A 17,201-nucleotide genomic window follows, 5' to 3' on the forward strand; every position below is an offset into this window, starting at 1 on the left:
AAGCCGGCGGTGGGCTGGTCCGGATGGCGGGCGGGGCTGGCTGCGTCCCGGGCCGTGCGATCATGGCGTTGGGCGGCGGGCGAGACACGATGGCAGAGACACCCAGGCCGCCAAGGACACGGTCGCACGGCCGGAAGCCCGGAGCGGACCAGCGGAGATACGTGGAGATCAGCGGTGGTAAGGCGCCACCGAGACGATCGCGACCCGGGCCGGGCGGCCGTTGGGCAAGGTGTAGGTCACGGTGTCACCTGCCTTGTGGCCGGCAACCGCTCCACCGAGCGGTGACTGCGCCGAGTACACCTCAAGTGATGTGCTGTGATCCTCGCGGGATCCGATCAGGAACTTCTCGGTGTCGTCGTCCCCGGGGAAGCGGACCTCGACTACAGTGCCCGGACCTGCCGCGCCGTTGAACTGCGGAGCTTCACCGACTCGCGCGTCACGCAGCAGATCGGTGAGCTGCCGGATGCGCGACTCCATCTTGCCCTGTTCTTCCTTGGCCGCGTGGTAGCCGCCGTTCTCCTTGAGGTCGCCCTCCTCGCGAGCAGCTTCGATCTTGTTGGCGATCTCGACACGACCGGTCCCGGTGAGGTGGTCGAGCTCCCCGCGGAGCCGGTCGTACGCCTCCTGGGTCAGCCACGTCTGCTGCGACACGCGTCACGCTCCTTACGTTGCCTGGGGCCGCCGGCCGCGCGAGCCAGAACCATGATCTCTGCTCTGCCGGTCGCCGGTATCTCGATGGGCCGCACGCATATGACCGGATTATGACGAGTTCGGCTGTATCTCGTTCGGTCCATCGTTGGGTCGGAATTGTCTATTTGATGATAAAAATTGATAGGAAGATGGAGCTTGTCAGAACTGGGGATGGTTGGGTCAGGGTTGGAAGTACAGGCGGGGGCAAACGCCCAGCCTAACAGTTGGCGATCCCAGTCGGGAAACTCCGCGTAGGCAAGCGTCATTGCTTGCCGTACGCGACGAATCAGGGCACGGCTGTGCCCTGATCGCGCGTCAGCATTCCCATGCGGTTGTCAGCCGGCGCGGGTGATCTGACAGTCCTCGACCTCGACCACGTTCGCCTCCTGGGATGTGGTCACTGTGACCTTTACGGTCGTGACCCGCTGGCCGTTTGTAGCCGGACCGACGACGATGTCGGTGCGCCGGCCGACGATCTGGTTATCCCGGGAGCGTGCGCGGACAGTGCATTGTGCCACGGCGTTGGGTGACTTTTCCACATCGAACGTCAGCTGCGCCTGCGTCCCACTGATCCGGAAGGCACGGGTGGCGTAGTCGAGCCGATCCGGCCGGCCCTGGACCCACCCGGCGCCGACCGCCGCGAGCACCACGACGAGGAGCGCCGCCAGCAGAAACCAGGGAGCCACTCTCATGCCACCAAGCCACGGGATATCGAGCCAGCGCAACGGGAAGCGAGGCGCGCGCGGCCCTCCCGGCTGGGGGGCGTGCGGCGGCTCGGTCGGCGAGGTCGCTGGAGGCATCGGGGACAATGGTGGCATGTCTGAGGCGACCAGCGGGGATGGCCTGCGACTCATGGCGGTGCACGCCCACCCCGACGACGAGTCCAGCAAGGGCGCGGCGAGCATGGCCCGTTACGTTCATGAGGGCGTCGAGGTACTCGTGGTGACCTGTACGGGCGGTGAGGCGGGCACCGTGCTGAATCCCGATCTTGACCGACCGGAGGTCCACGCGCGCCTGCCAGAGCTGCGGCGGGCCGAGATGGAGCACGCGCGCCGCATTCTTGGAGTCCAACAGGTCTGGCTGGGCTTCCACGACTCCGGTCTGCCAACGGGCGACCCGCCGCCGCCGCTGCCGGCAGGATGCTTCGCGCTCCTGCCGCTGGCTGACGCGGCCAGGCCGCTGATCAAACTGATACGGGAGTTCCGGCCACAGGTTGTGGTCACCTATGATGAGAATGGCGGTTATCCTCATCCTGATCACATCATGAACCACAAGATCACAGTTGAGGCATTCGAGGCCGCGGGCGACTCGCGGCGTTATCCGGAGGTCGGCGATGACGCCGGTCTGTCGCCTTGGCAGCCCTTCAAACTTTACTATCACCAGACGTTCCACAAGGCGCGCCTGCTTGCCCTGCACGACGCCATGGTCGCCAGCGGGCGCGAATCGCCTTATGCCGACAGCCTGCTGAAGTGGGCAGACCGTGCGGGTGACTCCGGTCGGATCACCACCAGGGTGCCGTGCGGGGACTTCTTCGAGACCCGCGACCGCGCGCTGCTGGCCCACGCGACCCAGGTGGACCCGAACGGGCCGTGGTTCCGTATCCCGCTCGAGATCCAGCGCGAGGTATGGCCGACCGAGGATTACCAGCTCGCCCGATCGTTGATCGAAGTGGGCACGTTGCCCGAGAGCGACCTGTTCAACGGGATCCGCTGACCAGCCTGACCAGCCTGACCGCATCGGGCGGCGGTGCCGGCTAACGCTCGGGCCGCCGTTGTAACCGTTCCGAGACGTCCCGAGACGGCCCGGGGACCGGGGCACGGCCGCGGGCCATCGGTCGTTGCTGGTGACAGGATGTTCTCTCATTGCGGCATCCAGCTCCGCACATACGAACGCACGGCTCATATGGCAAAGATGAGAGGATCATGTCATGGCGATCTGGGATCGTCTGCGCACTACTACCACGTCCATGCAGCAGCAGCTGAACGCCAAGAAGAACGATCTCAAAAGCGGTGCCTTCAGGGATGCGAGCATGGCCATGTGCGCGCTGGTCGCCGCCGCCGACGGCAGTATCGACCCGGACGAGCGCCGTAAGGTCGCCGCGCTCATCGGGTCGAACGAGGTGCTGCAGAACTTCCCGGCGGAGCAGCTGCAGCAGAAGTTCAACGACTACTGCGTCAGGCTGCAGACCGACTTCGACTTCGGCAAGGTCAGCGTGATCCAGGACATCGGCAAGACCAAGAAGAAGCCGGCCGAGGCACGAGCGGTGATCCAGATAGGCATCGTCATCGGAGGCGCTGACGGTCACTTCGACAAGTCCGAGCAACAGGTTGTCCGGGAGGCCTGCTACGCGGTGGGACTGGACCCCAATGAGTTCGACCTCTGACCGCCAGGCACCGGGCGTCTCCTCGATCGTGCCAGGCATCCGGCCGGAGCCCGGCGATACCAGGCCGAGCCGGCACCTGACCACGTTGTCCGGCTGGCCGGCGTAGGGTCGAGGGGTGACAGAGGCGGGACGGGCCCTTGCCCTCGGGGTCAGCGCTGGCGCGGGCGGCTTTCTCGTGGTCCTGCTGTTGGGCCTGGCGGCTGTCGGTCTCTTCGTGATGATGTCGCGTAGCCTTGTACGGCTGCGTGGCAACGTCGCCGACGGACGCTTCGGTGAGCGCGGGACGCATCAGGACAGGCCTTCCGGCGTTCATGGCTTCGGCAGCGATATTCCAACTCAGAACTCGGCCGAGCCCGACTAGGGCGTGTTTCGCAAGCGCCGTCTGTCCGGCTCGCCGCGACCAGGCGGCCGCTGGCCGTGTTCTCAGCCACACCGGTACCACGCATCCGGTATCGGTGTGGCCCGCGGCCTTGCCGGGAACCACCTGGACGCGGCTCCCTGATCGGACGACGGCTTCCGAAACACGCCGCGGCTCGTTGCTGGCTGGGCGGCGCGGTCCGGTAGGGCTGACACCTGATGGGGGACAGCGCGCACAGTGAAGCACCCAAATCTTGCGGAACTGCTCGACCTGTTACTGGATGCGGGCAGCTGGAGCTGTTGGGACACCGCCCCAGCGCGGCCTGCCAGCGGCGCCGCCTACCGGCGGGACCTGTCGCGGGCCGCGGAACGAAGTGGCGCGGACGAGTCGATCCGCACCGGCGCGGGCCGGGTGGCTGGCCACCGGGTCGCCATCGTGGCCAGCGAGTACGGCTTTCTCGGCGGCAGCGTGGGCGTTGTCGCGGCAGAGCGGGCCACCGCCGCGATCGAACGGGCCACCGCCGAGGAACGGATACTGCTCGCGCTGCCCGCGAGCGGCGGCACCCGGATGCAGGAGGGCACACCCGCCTTTCTACGGATGCTGACGATCAGCGGTGCTATCGCCGAGCACCGGGCGGCCAGCCTGCCGTACCTGGTCTACCTGCGCCACCCCACCACCGGAGGAGTGCTCGCGTCCTGGGCGTCGCTCGGGCATGTCACCTTTGCCGAGCCCGGCGCGTTGGTCGGCTTCCTTGGCCCCCGGGTGGTTGAGGCGCTCACTGGCACGACGTTCGCGGCTGGGACGCAGAGCCCGCGGGAACTGCGCCGGGCCGGTGCGCTCGACGCTCTCGTCGCTCCTGCTGATCTGCGGGAAGCTGTACGGCGGGTGCTGACCGTTGTGACGGCCGACCGTGGCCTCGCGACAGTGCGCGGCGGCGTAGGGAAACCGCCGGCCCGCGTCGCCGCGGCCGCCGCGAGGGATCCGTGGGCGTCGGTGCTCGCGACCCGGGCGCCCGATCGCCCCGGGCTGCGCGAGTTCCTGGCTGCCTCGACAAGCGACCTCACCTCTCTTGGCGCGTCCGAGCTGGGCCACGGACCTGACGTGCCCGGCACACCGATTGTCACGGCGCTCGCCCTGCTGCGCGGGGCCCCCTGTGTCGTCATCGGCCAGGACCGGACGGCCCAGCGTCATCGGCCCATCGGGGTGCGTGATCTACATGCGGCACGACAGGCGGTGCAACGCGCCGCGGATCTACGTTTGCCCGTGGTCACCGTCATCGACACGCCCGGGGCGGAGCTTTCGCCGGAGGCGGAACGTGACGGGCTCGCCACGACAATCGCGCATTGCCTCGCGGCGCTGATGAGCGCACCGGTGCCGACGGTGAGTGTGCTACTCGGCCAGGGGACGGGTGGTGCCGCGCTGGCGCTGCTGCCGACGGACGTTGCGGTCGCGGCCGAGGACGCCTGGTTGGCTCCGTTGCCGCCGGAGGGCGCGTCCGTGATTATGCACCGTACCGTCGAGCGTGCCGCCGGCCTGGCCCGCGAAATGTTCATTACCGCTGATGACCTGCGCCGGCTCGGCATCGTCGACCTGATTCTTCCCGGTCCGGATGCCCCTGGTGGTGCCGACCTGGGAACCCGGATCTCCGTCGACGTCCGCGGCCGGATGACCGATATTGCCGATGGCGCCGTCGAGCTCCTGCGGACCGTCGGGGGACAGCACCCGGCAACGAGACTGGCGGCCAGGCGCGAACGCTATCGCCGCCTGCCGCCGTGAGGCCGCACACTGCCTCGCCGTGCGGCCGCACGCCCGGCCCGCACGGCAGGACATCGTCAGCGTGGCTGTCTGCCGCCGGGCCGACCGGGCCGGGGATCAGGTGGCCCGCTCAGCGAACAACAAAATTGATGAGTTTGTCCCTGACGACGACTGTTTTGAGGAGCGTGCTGTCGGAAAGGGCGTGCAGCACGGCCTGGGAAGCCCTCGCGGCGGATTCGACTACCGCGTCATCCGCGCCGGCCGGCACTTCAACGCGATCTCGCACCTTGCCGTTGACCTGGCACACGATCAGCTTTGTCTCAGAGGCCAGCAGGGTCATATCCGCAAGCGGCCAGGAATCCTCCCACACACGCCGTCCAGTGAGCAGTTCGTAGACCTCGGAGGAGATGTGCGGGGCAAAGGGAAAGAGGAGCGACGCCCCCGTGGCGACCGCGTGCCGGAGAGCCGCCGGACTCGCTCCGTCCCGTTGTGCCCGGCTCACTGAGTTCGACAGCTCCATGACGGCCGCTATGGAAATGTTGAAGGCGAACTTCTGGGTCATGCTCTCGGTTACGCGGACGATTGTCTCCGCGACCTTCCGGTTCAGCCCGGTGTCGATCTGGTGGGTGTCGCCCGCGGCCGGCGCCTGAGTTGTCTCCGCAAGCTCCCGGCCGAGGCGCAGCAGCCGGCGCAGGAAGCGGTAGACGCCCTCGATTCCCTCGTCGGACCAGTCGGCGCCTGTATCGGGCGGCCCCATGAAGAGCACGTAGCATCGAGCGGTATCCGCACCGTAATGCTTCACGATCCGCACGGGTGAGACGACGTTTCCGCGGGATTTGGACATCTTGGCGCCGTCTTTTGTGATCATTCCCTGGGTAAAGAGCTTCGCAAACGGTTCCGCAACGGGGACTTTGCCGAGGTCGTACAGGACCTTGGTGAGGAAGCGCGCGTACAGCAGGTGCAGGATCGCGTGTTCGATACCGCCGATGTACTGGTCGACTGGCATCCACTCGGCGAGCGCGTTGAAATCCCAGGCCTGCTCGGTGTTGGTTGGATCACAGTAACGGAGAAAATACCAGGACGAGTCGACAAAAGTGTCCATTGTGTCGGTCTCGCGGCGGGCGTGTCCACCGCAGGCCGGGCACGTCACGTTGACCCAGTCGTCCGCGGAGGCAAGCGGGGAACGTCCCTTGGGCGCGTAGTCCTCGATATCGGGCAGGCGGACCGGTAGCTGTTCGTCGGGCACCGGGACCAGTCCGCATGACTGGCAGTGGACGATTGGTATCGGGCAGCCCCAGTATCGCTGCCGTGATACGAGCCAGTCACGAAGCTTGTAACTCACCGTTTGGCATCCGGCACCTTCGGCCGCGAGCCACGAGGTTATGGCCGCGCCCGCCGCGGCGCTGGTCAGGCCGTCGAACTCGCCTGAGGAGCGGAGCGTGCCCGCCCCGGTGTAAGGAAGCTGCCCGGCGGCGGGGCCGTCCGGGTCGTCGGGGGTTATCACCTGGGTGATGGGGAGCCCGAACGCACGCGCGAACGCGTAGTCGCGTTCGTCGTGGGCCGGCACGGCCATGACAGCGCCGGTCCCGTACTCCATGAGGACGTAGTCGGCGACGTAGACGGGGATATGTTCGTTGTTCGCCGGATTGATCACATGGCGGCCGAGGAAAACGCCGGTCTTCGGCTTGTCGGCTGCCCCCCGCGTGTCGTTTGTGCTACGCAGCGCCTGGTTGACGTATTCGCGGACGGATTCTTCCTGTGGGGTGCCGGCGGCGAGCCGAAGGACGTCTGGATGTTCCGGTGCCAGCACGAAGAAAGTAGCACCGAACAGGGTGTCCGGACGAGTCGTGAAGACGTGGTACTGTTCGCCCGTCTCCACACAGGAGAATATCACCTCGGCGCCCTCGGACCGGCCGATCCAGTTCCGCTGCATTGTCTTCACGTGTTCCGGCCACTCGATCTCGTGCAGGCCGGCGAGCAGCCGGTCCGCGTAATCAGTGATCCTGAAGAACCACTGCTCGAGCTGGCGTGCTTCAACCTCGGTGCCGCATCGCTCACAGCGCCCGCCGACGACCTGTTCGTTGGCAAGGACGGTGGCGTCCTTGGGACACCATTTGACGGCGGCGTTCTTGCGGTATGCGAGGCCCTTCTCGAACAGCCGCAGAAATATCCACTGCGTCCACCGGTAGTACGATGGCTGGTGTGTGGCGAGCTCGCGCGACCAGTCGATGGAGATTCCCCATTCACGGAACTGCCGCGCAAATGACGCTATTGACTCGTCGGTGGATTCTTTGGGATGCTTTCCCGTGCGAATCGCGTGGTTCTCGGCCGGCAGCCCGAAGGCGTCGTATCCCATGGGATGAAGCACGCGCCGGCCATTGCGGCGCATGAAGTGCGCGACCGCGTCACCCACGGCGTAGTTCTTGAGGTGCCCAATATGCGGCTCGCCACTCGTGTAGGGAAGCATCTCAAGTACGTAGGCGGCCCCGCCGGACTCCGTGAGGTTGTTGGACACCTGCCAGGTGCGCTCACGGTGCCATATATCTTGCCACTTCTTGTCGATCTCACGAAAATCCGGGGCGTCCATCTATCTACCTTATCCATCATTCAGCAGGCGGAGCTTCATCCTATGCCCTCGGTGGGTGGCGCGACTCGACGCCATCGTGCGGCAGGCGGAGCCGTGGCCGGCCGGCCCTGGGCCGGGACGATTCCGTTCGAGGCACCTGGCCGGCGCAGGGGATGCCGCCGCCGCAGGTACTGGGAGCAGAGCAGGCCGAGCGCGGCCGAGAGGAGATGACCGGCGGCGGTGAAGTCGGGCTCGCGCGCCATGTCGAGAGCGAGCCCGGCGGTCAGAGCACCAGCCAGCGGCCAGCGCCGGCCCGGCGGCAGGGCTGCGGTGAGCACCGCACCACAGGCGATCAGACCGTAGCTCGCGCCGACGTCGACGGCATCGGTGACCGAGTCGTCGACGAGCCGCATGGCCCGGCCGGCCACGAGGCCACCGGCGACGAGCAGGCTCGCTCCGATGTGGCCGGTCGCGAATACTCCGAGTGCCGGCCTTGAGCCGATCATCCGTTCCAGCGGCGCGACAACCGCGGCCACCGCGGCGGCTGACGGGAAGAAGCTGACGCCGTCAAGCCAGCAGGCGCTGGCCAGCAGGACGTAGAGCGGGCGGGTCCGCAGCCCGGTCAGGTTGGTGGAGTGAGCGACCAGGATGCGGTGATAGAGCTCGAAATCGAGGGTGTGGGCGACCGCGAGGGCCGCTGAGGTGGCCGCCAGGACAACAATGTAGATCATTGCCAGTGGCGCGGTATGCCACGCCTGGCGTAGCAGGTCCCAGCCGGCGCGCGGGACCGGCCATGGGAACGAGGGCGGCCATGCGAACGACGGCGGCCATGGCGGCAGACCGGGATCCCTCTCCCGCCGTGACGTTTGCGACGGTTCCGCCCGGGCCCACGGCCAGCAGGACGACCGGAAGGGCAGGCCGGGGACGTCGCGCAACAGAATCCGGTGGGCATACACCACATGGAGTTCAATGTCCGGGAGGCGGCCACGCTTCCCCGGCAACGGGAATGCTGGGCACATGCCGAACCACCTTGTTGATCAGACCTCACCCTACCTGCTCCAGCACGCCGACAACCCGGTCGACTGGTGGCCATGGGGCGCCGACGCATTCACCGAGGCCACCGATCGTGGCGTCCCGGTGCTGTTGTCCGTGGGCTATGCGTCGTGCCATTGGTGCCACGTGATGGCCCACGAGTCGTTCGAGGACGCGACAACCGCGGCATTCATGAACGAGCACTTCGTCAACATCAAAGTTGACCGCGAGGAACGGCCTGACGTCGACGCTGTCTACATGGACGTCACCGTCGCCCTCACCGGCCACGGTGGCTGGCCGATGACGGTCTTCCTCACACCGGCAGGTGAGCCGTTCTACGCTGGTACCTACTTCCCGCCGGCGCCGCGGGCGGGGATGGGGTCGTTCCGGCAGGTGCTCGAGGCGGTGACGAGCGCATGGCGGACGCGCCGGGACGAGGTGACCGCCTCCGGCGCGGGCATCGCGCGTCAGGTCGCCGCGGCAGCCGATGCCGCGGGCGGGCCGCCGGCCCCGTTCACCGCGCGGCTGCTCGATGCCGCGGTCGAGCAGGCAGGGCGGGCCTTCGACCCGGTGAACGGTGGTTTCGGAACGGCACCGAAGTTCCCGCCGTCCGCGCTGCTGGAGATGTTGCTGCGGCACTGGGCCCGCACCGGGGACGCCGCGAGCCTGCGTATGATCACGGCCACCTGCGAGGGAATGGCTCGTGGTGGGATTTACGACCAGCTTGCCGGCGGCTTCGCCCGTTACAGCGTGGATGCCACCTGGACCGTCCCCCACTTCGAGAAGATGCTCTACGACAACGCCCAGCTGCTGCGGGTTTACCTGCACCTGTGGCGGGCGACCGGATCCGCGCTGGCCGAGCGGGTCACCCGTGAGACCGCGGCCTTCCTGCTGGGCGAGCTGCGGACCCCCGAAGGCGGGTTCGCCTCCGCGCTGGACGCGGACACGACCGTGGCCACCGCGCCTGGTGCTGGCGGGCATGCCGCTGAGGGTGCCACCTACGTCTGGACGCCGGCCGAGCTTGTCGACGTCCTCGGCCAGGACGACGGGGCCTGGGCCGCGGGTGTCTTCGGTGTCACCGCCGCGGGAACCTTCGAGCATGGCGCATCCGTGCTGGCACTCGCCGCGGACGCCGATGATCCCGCCAGGTTCACCCGGGTGCGGGCCCGGCTCGCGGCGGCGCGGGCGCGCCGGCCCCAGCCCGCTCGGGACGACAAGGTCGTCGCGGCGTGGAACGGCCTCGCGATCGCCGCGCTGGCCGAGGCCGGCGTGCTGCTGGCGGAGCCGGGCTGGGTGACCGCGGCCGTCGAGGCGGCAACGCTGCTCCTCGACGTCCACTGGGTGGCGGGCCGGTTGCGCCGGACAAGTCGGCACGGCCGGGCCGGAACCAACGCCGGGGTGCTGGAGGACTACGGGGATGTTGCCGAGGGCCTGCTCGTCCTGCACCAGGTCACCGGTGATGACCGGTGGTTGGCGGCGGCCGGTGACCTGCTTGGTGTCGCATGCGCGCACTTTGTCGCGGCTGACGGTGGATTCCACGACACCGCGGACGACGCCGAGCGGCTGTTGCGCCGGCCGCGGGACTCCGCGGACTCGCCGGCACCGTCCGGCCAGGCGGCGATCACGGGCGCACTGCTGACCTACGCGGCGCTGACGGCTTCCCGCGACCATCGTGAAGCGGCTGAGCGGGCACTTGCGGCTCTGGTGCCGATGTTCGGCAGGAACGCCTCCTTCGCCGGATGGGCGGGTGCGGTTGGTGCGGCGTTTCTCGCCGGACCGGCTGAGGTGGCGGTTGTCGACCGGCCGGACCTGGAAGGACTCGCCCGGCTCACCACCGCGCCGGGCGCGGTCGTGGTGACCTCCGGGCCGTTGGCACACGGTCGGGCCGCCGGGGTCCATGTGTGCCGAGGCTTCGTGTGTGAGCGGCCCGCGACCACGGCCGAGGCAGTGCGTGAGCAGCTGGGGGTCAAGGTCCTTCCAGTGTCTTCGAGGAATGTCTGATGCCTGCTTCCAGTTGCTCGTGTATCACTTGTAAGTATGTAATCAACCAGGAGGTGCGTGATGCACGGGAGCCAACATCGAGAACAGATGGCGAGGAGGCACGGCATGGCGGGATCGCGCGGGCGCGGCCACGGTCGCTGGGGCGAGCGTGAGCAGGCGCCACCCGCGGACGACGCGCAGGCATGGTTCACCGGGCGACTGCCCGACGAGTGGTTCAACCGCCCGGTCACGGTGACCGTGGATCGGGATGAGATCATTGTTGTGGGCACGGTGCCCGCTCCCGACGTCGAGTCTGACGACCAGGCCGCGGTGGCCGCCGCGGAGTCGGGCCGGATCCGGCGTTTCCGCGAGGCGACCCGGGACGCCCGGATCGCGATCGCGCGGGAGGCGGAGCAGCGTTATCTGCGCAAGGTTGCGTGGGGGGTGACAGCGGGTGGCACAACCGAGTTGTTCACGACACTGTCCGTTCCGGTAATGACCCGGCTTCGGCAACCGGAACGCCATGTTCTTGACACGTTGGTCGACTCGGGGGTTGCGCGCAGCCGCAGCGACGCGCTCGCGTGGTGCGTCCGTCTCGTCGGTGAAAACGCCCAGCCATGGCTCACCCGTCTGCGGGAGGCTATGGAGAAGGTCGAGCAGGTTCGCGCCGAGGGTCCTGAACTGTGAGAATCCGGCTGGCGCCCAGCGCCGGTCGCTCTTAGTGGTCGCCGCCGGGGGAGCGTCGTCCGTTGGCGTGCGGGTGTTTTCCCCGGTCATGGAGTTTGTCTTTCCGGTGACCGGCGCCGGCCGGGCGCCGGTCACCGGCATCAGGTCATGTCGCGTAAATAGCGAAGATGACGGCAATGTAGTGGCACGCCGCCGCGACGATTGTGAAGGCGTGGAAAACCTCGTGGTAGCCGAACGTCCCCGGGGCCGGGTTTGGGCGTTGGGCCGCGTAGACGAACGCCCCGATGCTGTAGAGGACGCCGCCGACAATGATCAGGACCAGCGCTGTCACGCCCGCGGTGTGCAGCAGCTGAGGTATGACGAAGACCGCCACCCAGCCCAGGGCGATGTACAGCGGCACCATCAGGAAACGGGGTGAGTGCAGCCAGAGCATCCGCAGCCCGATCCCGACCGCCGCGCCGCTCCAGACGATCGTGAGTATGGTCCGCGCGGTCTTCGGTGGCAACGACAGCAAGGTCAGCGGTGTATACGTCCCGGCGATGAAAATAAAGATCATTGAATGATCGAGCCGCTTCATCAGCGAGCGGGCGCGTGACGTTGCCCACATTTTTCGATGGTAAAGCGCGCTGGTGCCGAACAGAAGGGCGATGCTCAGCGCATAAATACCGACGGCCAGGCGCGCGCGGAACGTGCCGGCCAAGGCCACCGCGATTACACCGAGTGCCACGCTGACCGGGAACGCGCCAGCGTGCAGCCAGCCGCGCATCCGTGGTCGTACCAGGTCATGGGGATGCTTGCCGAAGTCATGTCCGGGTACCGTTGTGGTCACGTGGTGACCGTATCTTGCGTCAGCTCTCCTTACTACCCGCCGCGCTACCCGCCGTGAATGTTGCCGTCCGCATTCGGTTTCGCAGCGTGACGGATCTGCCCCGCCGCGAGGCGCGTCGACCGCGCGACTGTCAGAAGCTCCCACGGTAGAGTCAAAAGATCCTGTACCCGGCCTCGAATCGCCCAAGCCGTGGTGGACTCGCTATGTAGTGCACAGTGGGGTGTCGGCACGTTGTTGCGGGTTCACTACGCATGCGTTCCGCGATCCCGGGCACGAGTGGGCCTGCCATGGCAGGGACCTATGGCGACACGGCGAGGCCGTGGTGGGCTCAACTCAAGCGGAGGTGGGAGCTGTGACGACCGCGGCGCAGATTCCGGGGCTGGACGCTGCCCCGACTAGGCATGCCGGGCTGATTGCCTGGGTACGCGAGATCGCCGAACTCGCCCGACCGGAACGCATCCAGTGGTGTGACGGTTCTGACGCGGAGTACGCGGAACTCGCGCGATTGCTGGTCGACAAGGGCACTTTTGTGCCATTGGACGAGGAGAAGCGTCCAGGTAGTTTTTTCGCGGCTTCTGATCCCACCGACGTTGCCCGGGTTGAGGACCGTACCTACATCTGCTCGCGCGATCCCGCGGACGCCGGACCGACCAACAACTGGATCGACCCGGATGAGATGCGGGCAAAGCTGCGTGGTCTTTTTGCGGGCAGTATGCGCGGGCGCACGATGTATGTCGTGCCCTTTTGCATGGGCCCGCTGGGCTCACGAATTTCCGCTCTTGGTGTTGAAATCACCGACTCGCCGTATGTTGTCGCGTCAATGCGGATGATGACACGAATGGGCGCTCCCGCTCTCGAGCAGCTGGGTACGGACGGGTTCTTTGTCCCGTGTGTGCACTCGTTGGGCGCGCCCCTTGAGCCGGGCCAGGCCGATGTCCCGTGGCCGTGCAACCCGACGAAGTACATCACGCACTTTCCGGAGACCCGGGAGATCTGGTCGTTTGGATCCGGCTATGGTGGGAATGCCCTGCTGGGCAAGAAGTGCTATGCGTTGCGGATCGCCTCGGTAATGGCCCGCGACGAGGGCTGGCTGGCCGAGCACATGCTTATTCTCAAGTTGACGTCGCCGACAAACCAGGTGCACTTCATCGCGGCGGCCTTCCCGTCGGCCTGCGGCAAGACCAATCTCGCAATGATCATTCCGACGTTGCCGGGCTGGCAGGCCGAGACTGTCGGTGACGACATCGCCTGGATGCGTTTTGGGGATGACGGCCGGCTGTACGCGGTGAACCCGGAGGCCGGCTTCTTCGGCGTGGCACCGGGTACGGGTATCGAGACCAACCCGAACGCCATCGAGACCCTGTGGGGGAACACGGTCTTCACCAACGTCGCCCGCACTGACGACGGGGACGTCTGGTGGGAGGGGCTGACCAGGGACAAGCCCGCGCACCTCATCGACTGGAAGGGGCGTGACTGGACGCCGGAGGCCACCGAGCCGGCCGCCCACCCCAACGCCCGCTTCACGGTGCCCGCGAGCCAGTGCCCGACGATCGCGGCGGAGTGGCAGGACCCGAAGGGCGTCCCCATCTCGGCCATCCTGTTCGGAGGGCGTCGAGCGACCGCGGTTCCGCTGGTGACCGAGGCACCGACCTGGCAGCGCGGGGTGTTCTTCGGCTCGATCGTCGCGTCCGAGACGACCGCGGCCCAGGCCGGAGAGATCGGCAAGCTGCGGCGCGACCCGTTCGCGATGCTGCCGTTCTGTGGCTACAACATGGCGGACTACTTCGCGCACTGGCTGGCGATAGGTCGCAAGGCCGATCCGGAGAAACTGCCGCGGATCTACTATGTCAACTGGTTCCGCAAGAACGCGCAGGGCCGGTTCATGTGGCCGGGCTACGGCGAGAACAGCCGGGTCCTGGCCTGGGTTGTCGGCCGGCTCGAAGGCCAGGCCGATGGGGTGGAGAGCCCGCTGGGCATCCAGCCCACCGCCGAGGCACTGCCCACGGAAGGCCTCGACGTCGCGCCTGAGGAGCTCGCCGAGCTGCTCACCCTTGACACCGAGGTCTGGAAGCGGGAAGCGGAGCTGATTCCAGAACACTACCGGACCTTCGGGGACGGGCTTCCCGCCGAGTTGTGGGCCGAACAGGAGGCCTTGGTCGCCCGCCTGAAGGACTGACGACCACTCGCCGTCCGGCTGAAGAGTGCGTGATTATGGTTTTTCGCGCACTCGGATGCTGTTGGGCTCGTATGGCTCTGGACGGGATGTCGTAGTGGTCATTACCATGCTGTGTCTGCCGGCGTTTTCATGACGGTTTTTCACGATTACGGTGGACTTCTGTGGTCAGCATGCGGGGCACGGTGCTGCCGGCCGGATCGGCGTCCGCTATGCGCCATGAGCACGGCTTCGGCCGTTGTCGTTCTGGCCGGGCCCTGTCTTGCCCGCCACTCGCCGGCCGGTCCGGTGGTGACGTTCATATGAACGGCGGACTACATCGTTGTCCAAGGCTGCTCGATCCGGATTAGGCGATCAACCTGTTGTGTCTGGGACACAGGCGGTTTCGCCCGGCATCACTATATGGTCGGTGACCGTCGCCGAGTGTGTTGTGCAAAAATGGTCGCCTTTTCGAGGCGAGGGAGCTAGCGTGTGACCCTGGGTTCCGCTGGCGGACGTTACCGAAGGACGATCCGTCGGGTGGATCCAGCTGGCTCAAGTTGTGGTCCGGCACTGGGCTGGACCACTCGGGAGGCCCCTCGGTGCCGCATTCGCGACAACGCCAGGAGGCCGGTACCCGGCCCCCTGTGGGGCTTGGTCCCGGACTTCCTCCGAGTAAGCGGGTGGGCGTGTGCCACGAACGCATGTCGTCGACACAAGCGTGCTCTTGTCTGATCCTGGTGCGCTGCTGCGGTTCGCGGAGCACAATGTTGTGCTTCCGCTGGTTGTCGTAGGGGAGCTGGAAGGTAAGCGGAACCATCCCGAACTGGGTTGGTTCGCCCGTGAAGCCCTTCGTTTGCTTGACGACCTACGAATCCGCCATGGTCGGCTGGATCAGGCGTTGCCGTTGGATGACGGTGGAACTCTGCGGGTTGAGCTAAACCACAGTGACCCGGCTGTGCTCCCGCCGGGGTTTCGGGTGGATGACAATGACTCGCGCATTCTGGCGGTAGCGCTCAATCTTGCTCGGGAGGGCGACGAGGTAGTTCTTGTCACAAAAGATCTGCCGCTGCGGGTAAAGGCGTCCGCGGTGGGGCTCGCGGCCGAGGAGTACCGGGCGCAGAGCCCGGTGGACTCGGGCTGGAGCGGCATGGCCGAGCTCGCCGTCTCCCAGGATGACCTGGATCGGCTCTACGCCCGGGAGACTGTCGAGATAGCCGAGGCGGCCGGGCTGCCCTGCCACACCGGTTTGGTGCTCACCGCCGCCGGCGGCAGCGCCTCGGCGCTCGGACGTGTGACGGCGGACAAGAAGGTGTGCCTCGTCCGGGGTGACCGGGAGGCCTTCGGTCTGCACGGACGTTCCGCGGAACAACGTGTCGCGTTGGACCTGCTGCTCGATCCCGACGTTGGGATCATCTCTCTCGGTGGGCGGGCCGGCACCGGGAAGTCCGCGTTGGCGCTGTGCGCGGGCCTGGAGGCGGTGATGGAACGACGGCTGCACCGCCGGGTTGTGGTGTTCCGTCCGTTGTACGCCGTTGGTGGTCAGGACCTCGGCTATCTGCCAGGCAGCGAGAACGAGAAGATGGCGCCCTGGGCGCAGGCCGTTTTCGACACGCTCGGTGCGCTGGTCTCCCAGGAGGTCATCGAGGAGATCGCTGACCGTGGGATGCTTGAGGTGCTGCCGCTCACCCACATCCGTGGCCGGTCCTTGCACGATGCGTTCGTCATCGTGGATGAAGCGCAGTCGCTCGAGCGCGGGGTGCTGCTGACCGTACTGTCGCGACTGGGCCAAGGATCGCGCGTGGTACTTACACATGATGTTGCACAGCGTGACAATCTGCGGGTTGGCCGGCATGACGGAGTTGCCTCCGTGATTGAAACTCTCAAGGGACATCCGCTGTTCGCGCATGTCACCCTCACCCGTTCGGAGCGATCGCCGATCGCCGCACTGGTCACGACCATGTTGGAGGACCTTGTTCTGTAGCGCGGTCCGGTAGCTCACCAACGGCGGCATGGGTGCCCGACCGGCAGCGCGGCCGGTCGGGAACCCATGGCCGCGGCGGTTGTCGACCGGGCGCCCGGGAACGTATCGGGGACGGCCGCGGTTGACACCGTGGACACGTCCTGGAGGTGTTCGCACATGCTCTTCGCTCGTCACAAGCCGGTTCTGCCAACGGCGGAGCGGGCACTGCCCGGCCGCTCACAGGCGGCCTTCGCGGTACCGGACCGACACGCGGTCCTCGGTACCCCGTTGCGGGGCCCTTTCCCCGCGGGTTTCCAGATCGCGGTGTTCGGGCTCGGCTGCTTCTGGGGCGCGGAGCGGAAGTTCTGGCAGACGCCCGGGGTGTATTCCACCGCGGTCGGGTACGCGGGCGGGATCACCCCGAACCCGACGTACGAGGAGACCTGCTCCGGCCTCACTGGTCATACCGAGGCTGTTCAGGTCGTGTTCGATCCGGCCGCGGTGAGCTACGAGGACCTGTTGAAGGTCTTCTGGGAGGCGCATGACCCGACCCAGGGGATGCGTCAGGGCAACGACGTCGGCACCCAGTACCGCTCGGCGATTTACACCCACTCCGACGAGCAGCGGGCCGCGGCGGAGCGCAGCCGGGACGCTTTCCAGGCCGTCCTGACCAGGAGCGGTTTCGGTCCGATCACTACCGAGATTGCCCCGGCTGGCCCGTTCTACTTCGCCGAGGATTACCACCAGCAGTACCTGTCGGACAGCAAGAACCCGAACGGCTACTGTGGCCTTGGCGGCACAGGGCA

Annotated in this window: 14 protein-coding genes; 9 read left to right on the forward strand and 5 right to left on the reverse strand. The window is 67.0% G+C overall.

Annotation, left to right across the window (positions count from 1 at the left end; translation table 11 throughout):
* Positions 1-168 precede the first annotated feature (168 nt).
* Together greA and MJ783_RS06700 are read right to left on the reverse strand one after the other, a co-directional pair.
* Entirely contained in the window at positions 169-651 is a 483-nt protein-coding gene (gene greA, locus MJ783_RS06695; protein ID WP_239309250.1) for a transcription elongation factor GreA, read from the reverse strand.
* 374 nt (positions 652-1,025) lie between these two features.
* Complete coding sequence (locus tag MJ783_RS06700; protein WP_239309252.1) at positions 1,026-1,382, reverse strand: DUF4307 domain-containing protein; 357 nt, start codon at positions 1,380-1,382, stop codon at positions 1,026-1,028.
* Between the two features lie 124 nt (positions 1,383-1,506).
* Between MJ783_RS06700 and mca the strand changes: the two genes are divergently transcribed.
* The 4 genes from mca (at position 1,507) to MJ783_RS06720 (ending at position 5,207) form a co-directional block, all read left to right on the forward strand.
* The gene (mca, locus tag MJ783_RS06705; protein ID WP_239309254.1) at positions 1,507-2,403 is read left to right on the forward strand and encodes a mycothiol conjugate amidase Mca; all 897 of its coding nucleotides are present in this window, start codon (positions 1,507-1,509) and stop codon (positions 2,401-2,403) included.
* Between the two features lie 214 nt (positions 2,404-2,617).
* Positions 2,618-3,073: a tellurite resistance TerB family protein gene (locus tag MJ783_RS06710; protein WP_239309256.1), complete on the forward strand. Its 456-nt coding sequence runs from the start codon at positions 2,618-2,620 to the stop codon at positions 3,071-3,073.
* Positions 3,074-3,188: 115 nt separating this feature from the next.
* A complete protein-coding gene (locus MJ783_RS06715) occupies positions 3,189-3,434 on the forward strand; it encodes a hypothetical protein (protein WP_239309258.1) in 246 nt (81 codons plus the stop codon).
* Between the two features lie 234 nt (positions 3,435-3,668).
* On the forward strand, positions 3,669-5,207 hold the full coding sequence (locus tag MJ783_RS06720; RefSeq protein ID WP_239309260.1) for a carboxyl transferase domain-containing protein: 1,539 nt from the start codon (positions 3,669-3,671) through the stop codon (positions 5,205-5,207).
* Between the two features lie 109 nt (positions 5,208-5,316).
* Here the strand turns inward: MJ783_RS06720 and leuS are convergent, their stop codons facing one another.
* Positions 5,317-7,773 (reverse strand): leucine--tRNA ligase, encoded by a 2,457-nt coding sequence (leuS, locus tag MJ783_RS06725; protein ID WP_239309262.1) that lies wholly within the window; start codon positions 7,771-7,773, stop codon positions 5,317-5,319.
* A gap of 35 nt (positions 7,774-7,808) precedes the next feature.
* Positions 7,809-8,771, reverse strand: a complete 963-nt coding sequence (locus tag MJ783_RS06730; RefSeq protein ID WP_239309264.1) for a rhomboid-like protein — start codon at positions 8,769-8,771, stop codon at positions 7,809-7,811.
* On the opposite strand from MJ783_RS06730, the gene MJ783_RS06735 reads away from it, so the two are divergent.
* Positions 8,770-10,785, forward strand: coding sequence for a thioredoxin domain-containing protein (locus tag MJ783_RS06735; protein WP_239309266.1), 2,016 nt, complete (start codon positions 8,770-8,772; stop codon positions 10,783-10,785). The genes MJ783_RS06730 and MJ783_RS06735 overlap by 2 nt on opposite strands.
* 105 nt (positions 10,786-10,890) lie before the next feature.
* Positions 10,891-11,451, forward strand: a complete 561-nt coding sequence (locus MJ783_RS06740) for a hypothetical protein (RefSeq protein ID WP_239309268.1) — start codon at positions 10,891-10,893, stop codon at positions 11,449-11,451.
* Between the two features lie 145 nt (positions 11,452-11,596).
* On the opposite strand, the gene MJ783_RS06745 is transcribed toward MJ783_RS06740, so the two are convergent.
* The gene (locus MJ783_RS06745; protein WP_370651465.1) at positions 11,597-12,217 is read right to left on the reverse strand and encodes a hemolysin III family protein; all 621 of its coding nucleotides are present in this window, start codon (positions 12,215-12,217) and stop codon (positions 11,597-11,599) included.
* Positions 12,218-12,632: 415 nt separating this feature from the next.
* On the opposite strand from MJ783_RS06745, the gene MJ783_RS06750 reads away from it, so the two are divergent.
* From MJ783_RS06750 to msrA, 3 genes are all read left to right on the forward strand, one after another.
* Positions 12,633-14,456, forward strand: coding sequence for a phosphoenolpyruvate carboxykinase (GTP) (locus MJ783_RS06750; RefSeq protein ID WP_239309272.1), 1,824 nt, complete (start codon positions 12,633-12,635; stop codon positions 14,454-14,456).
* 667 nt (positions 14,457-15,123) lie between these two features.
* A complete protein-coding gene (locus MJ783_RS06755) occupies positions 15,124-16,416 on the forward strand; it encodes a PhoH family protein (protein ID WP_239309274.1) in 1,293 nt (430 codons plus the stop codon).
* A gap of 156 nt (positions 16,417-16,572) precedes the next feature.
* Positions 16,573-17,201, forward strand: a 629-nt coding sequence (gene msrA, locus MJ783_RS06760; protein WP_239309276.1) for a peptide-methionine (S)-S-oxide reductase MsrA, incomplete at its 3' end; no start/stop codon positions are given.

This window comes from Protofrankia sp. Cj3 (assembly GCF_917627355.1).
Classification (GTDB): Bacteria; Actinomycetota; Actinomycetes; order Frankiales; family Frankiaceae; genus Protofrankia.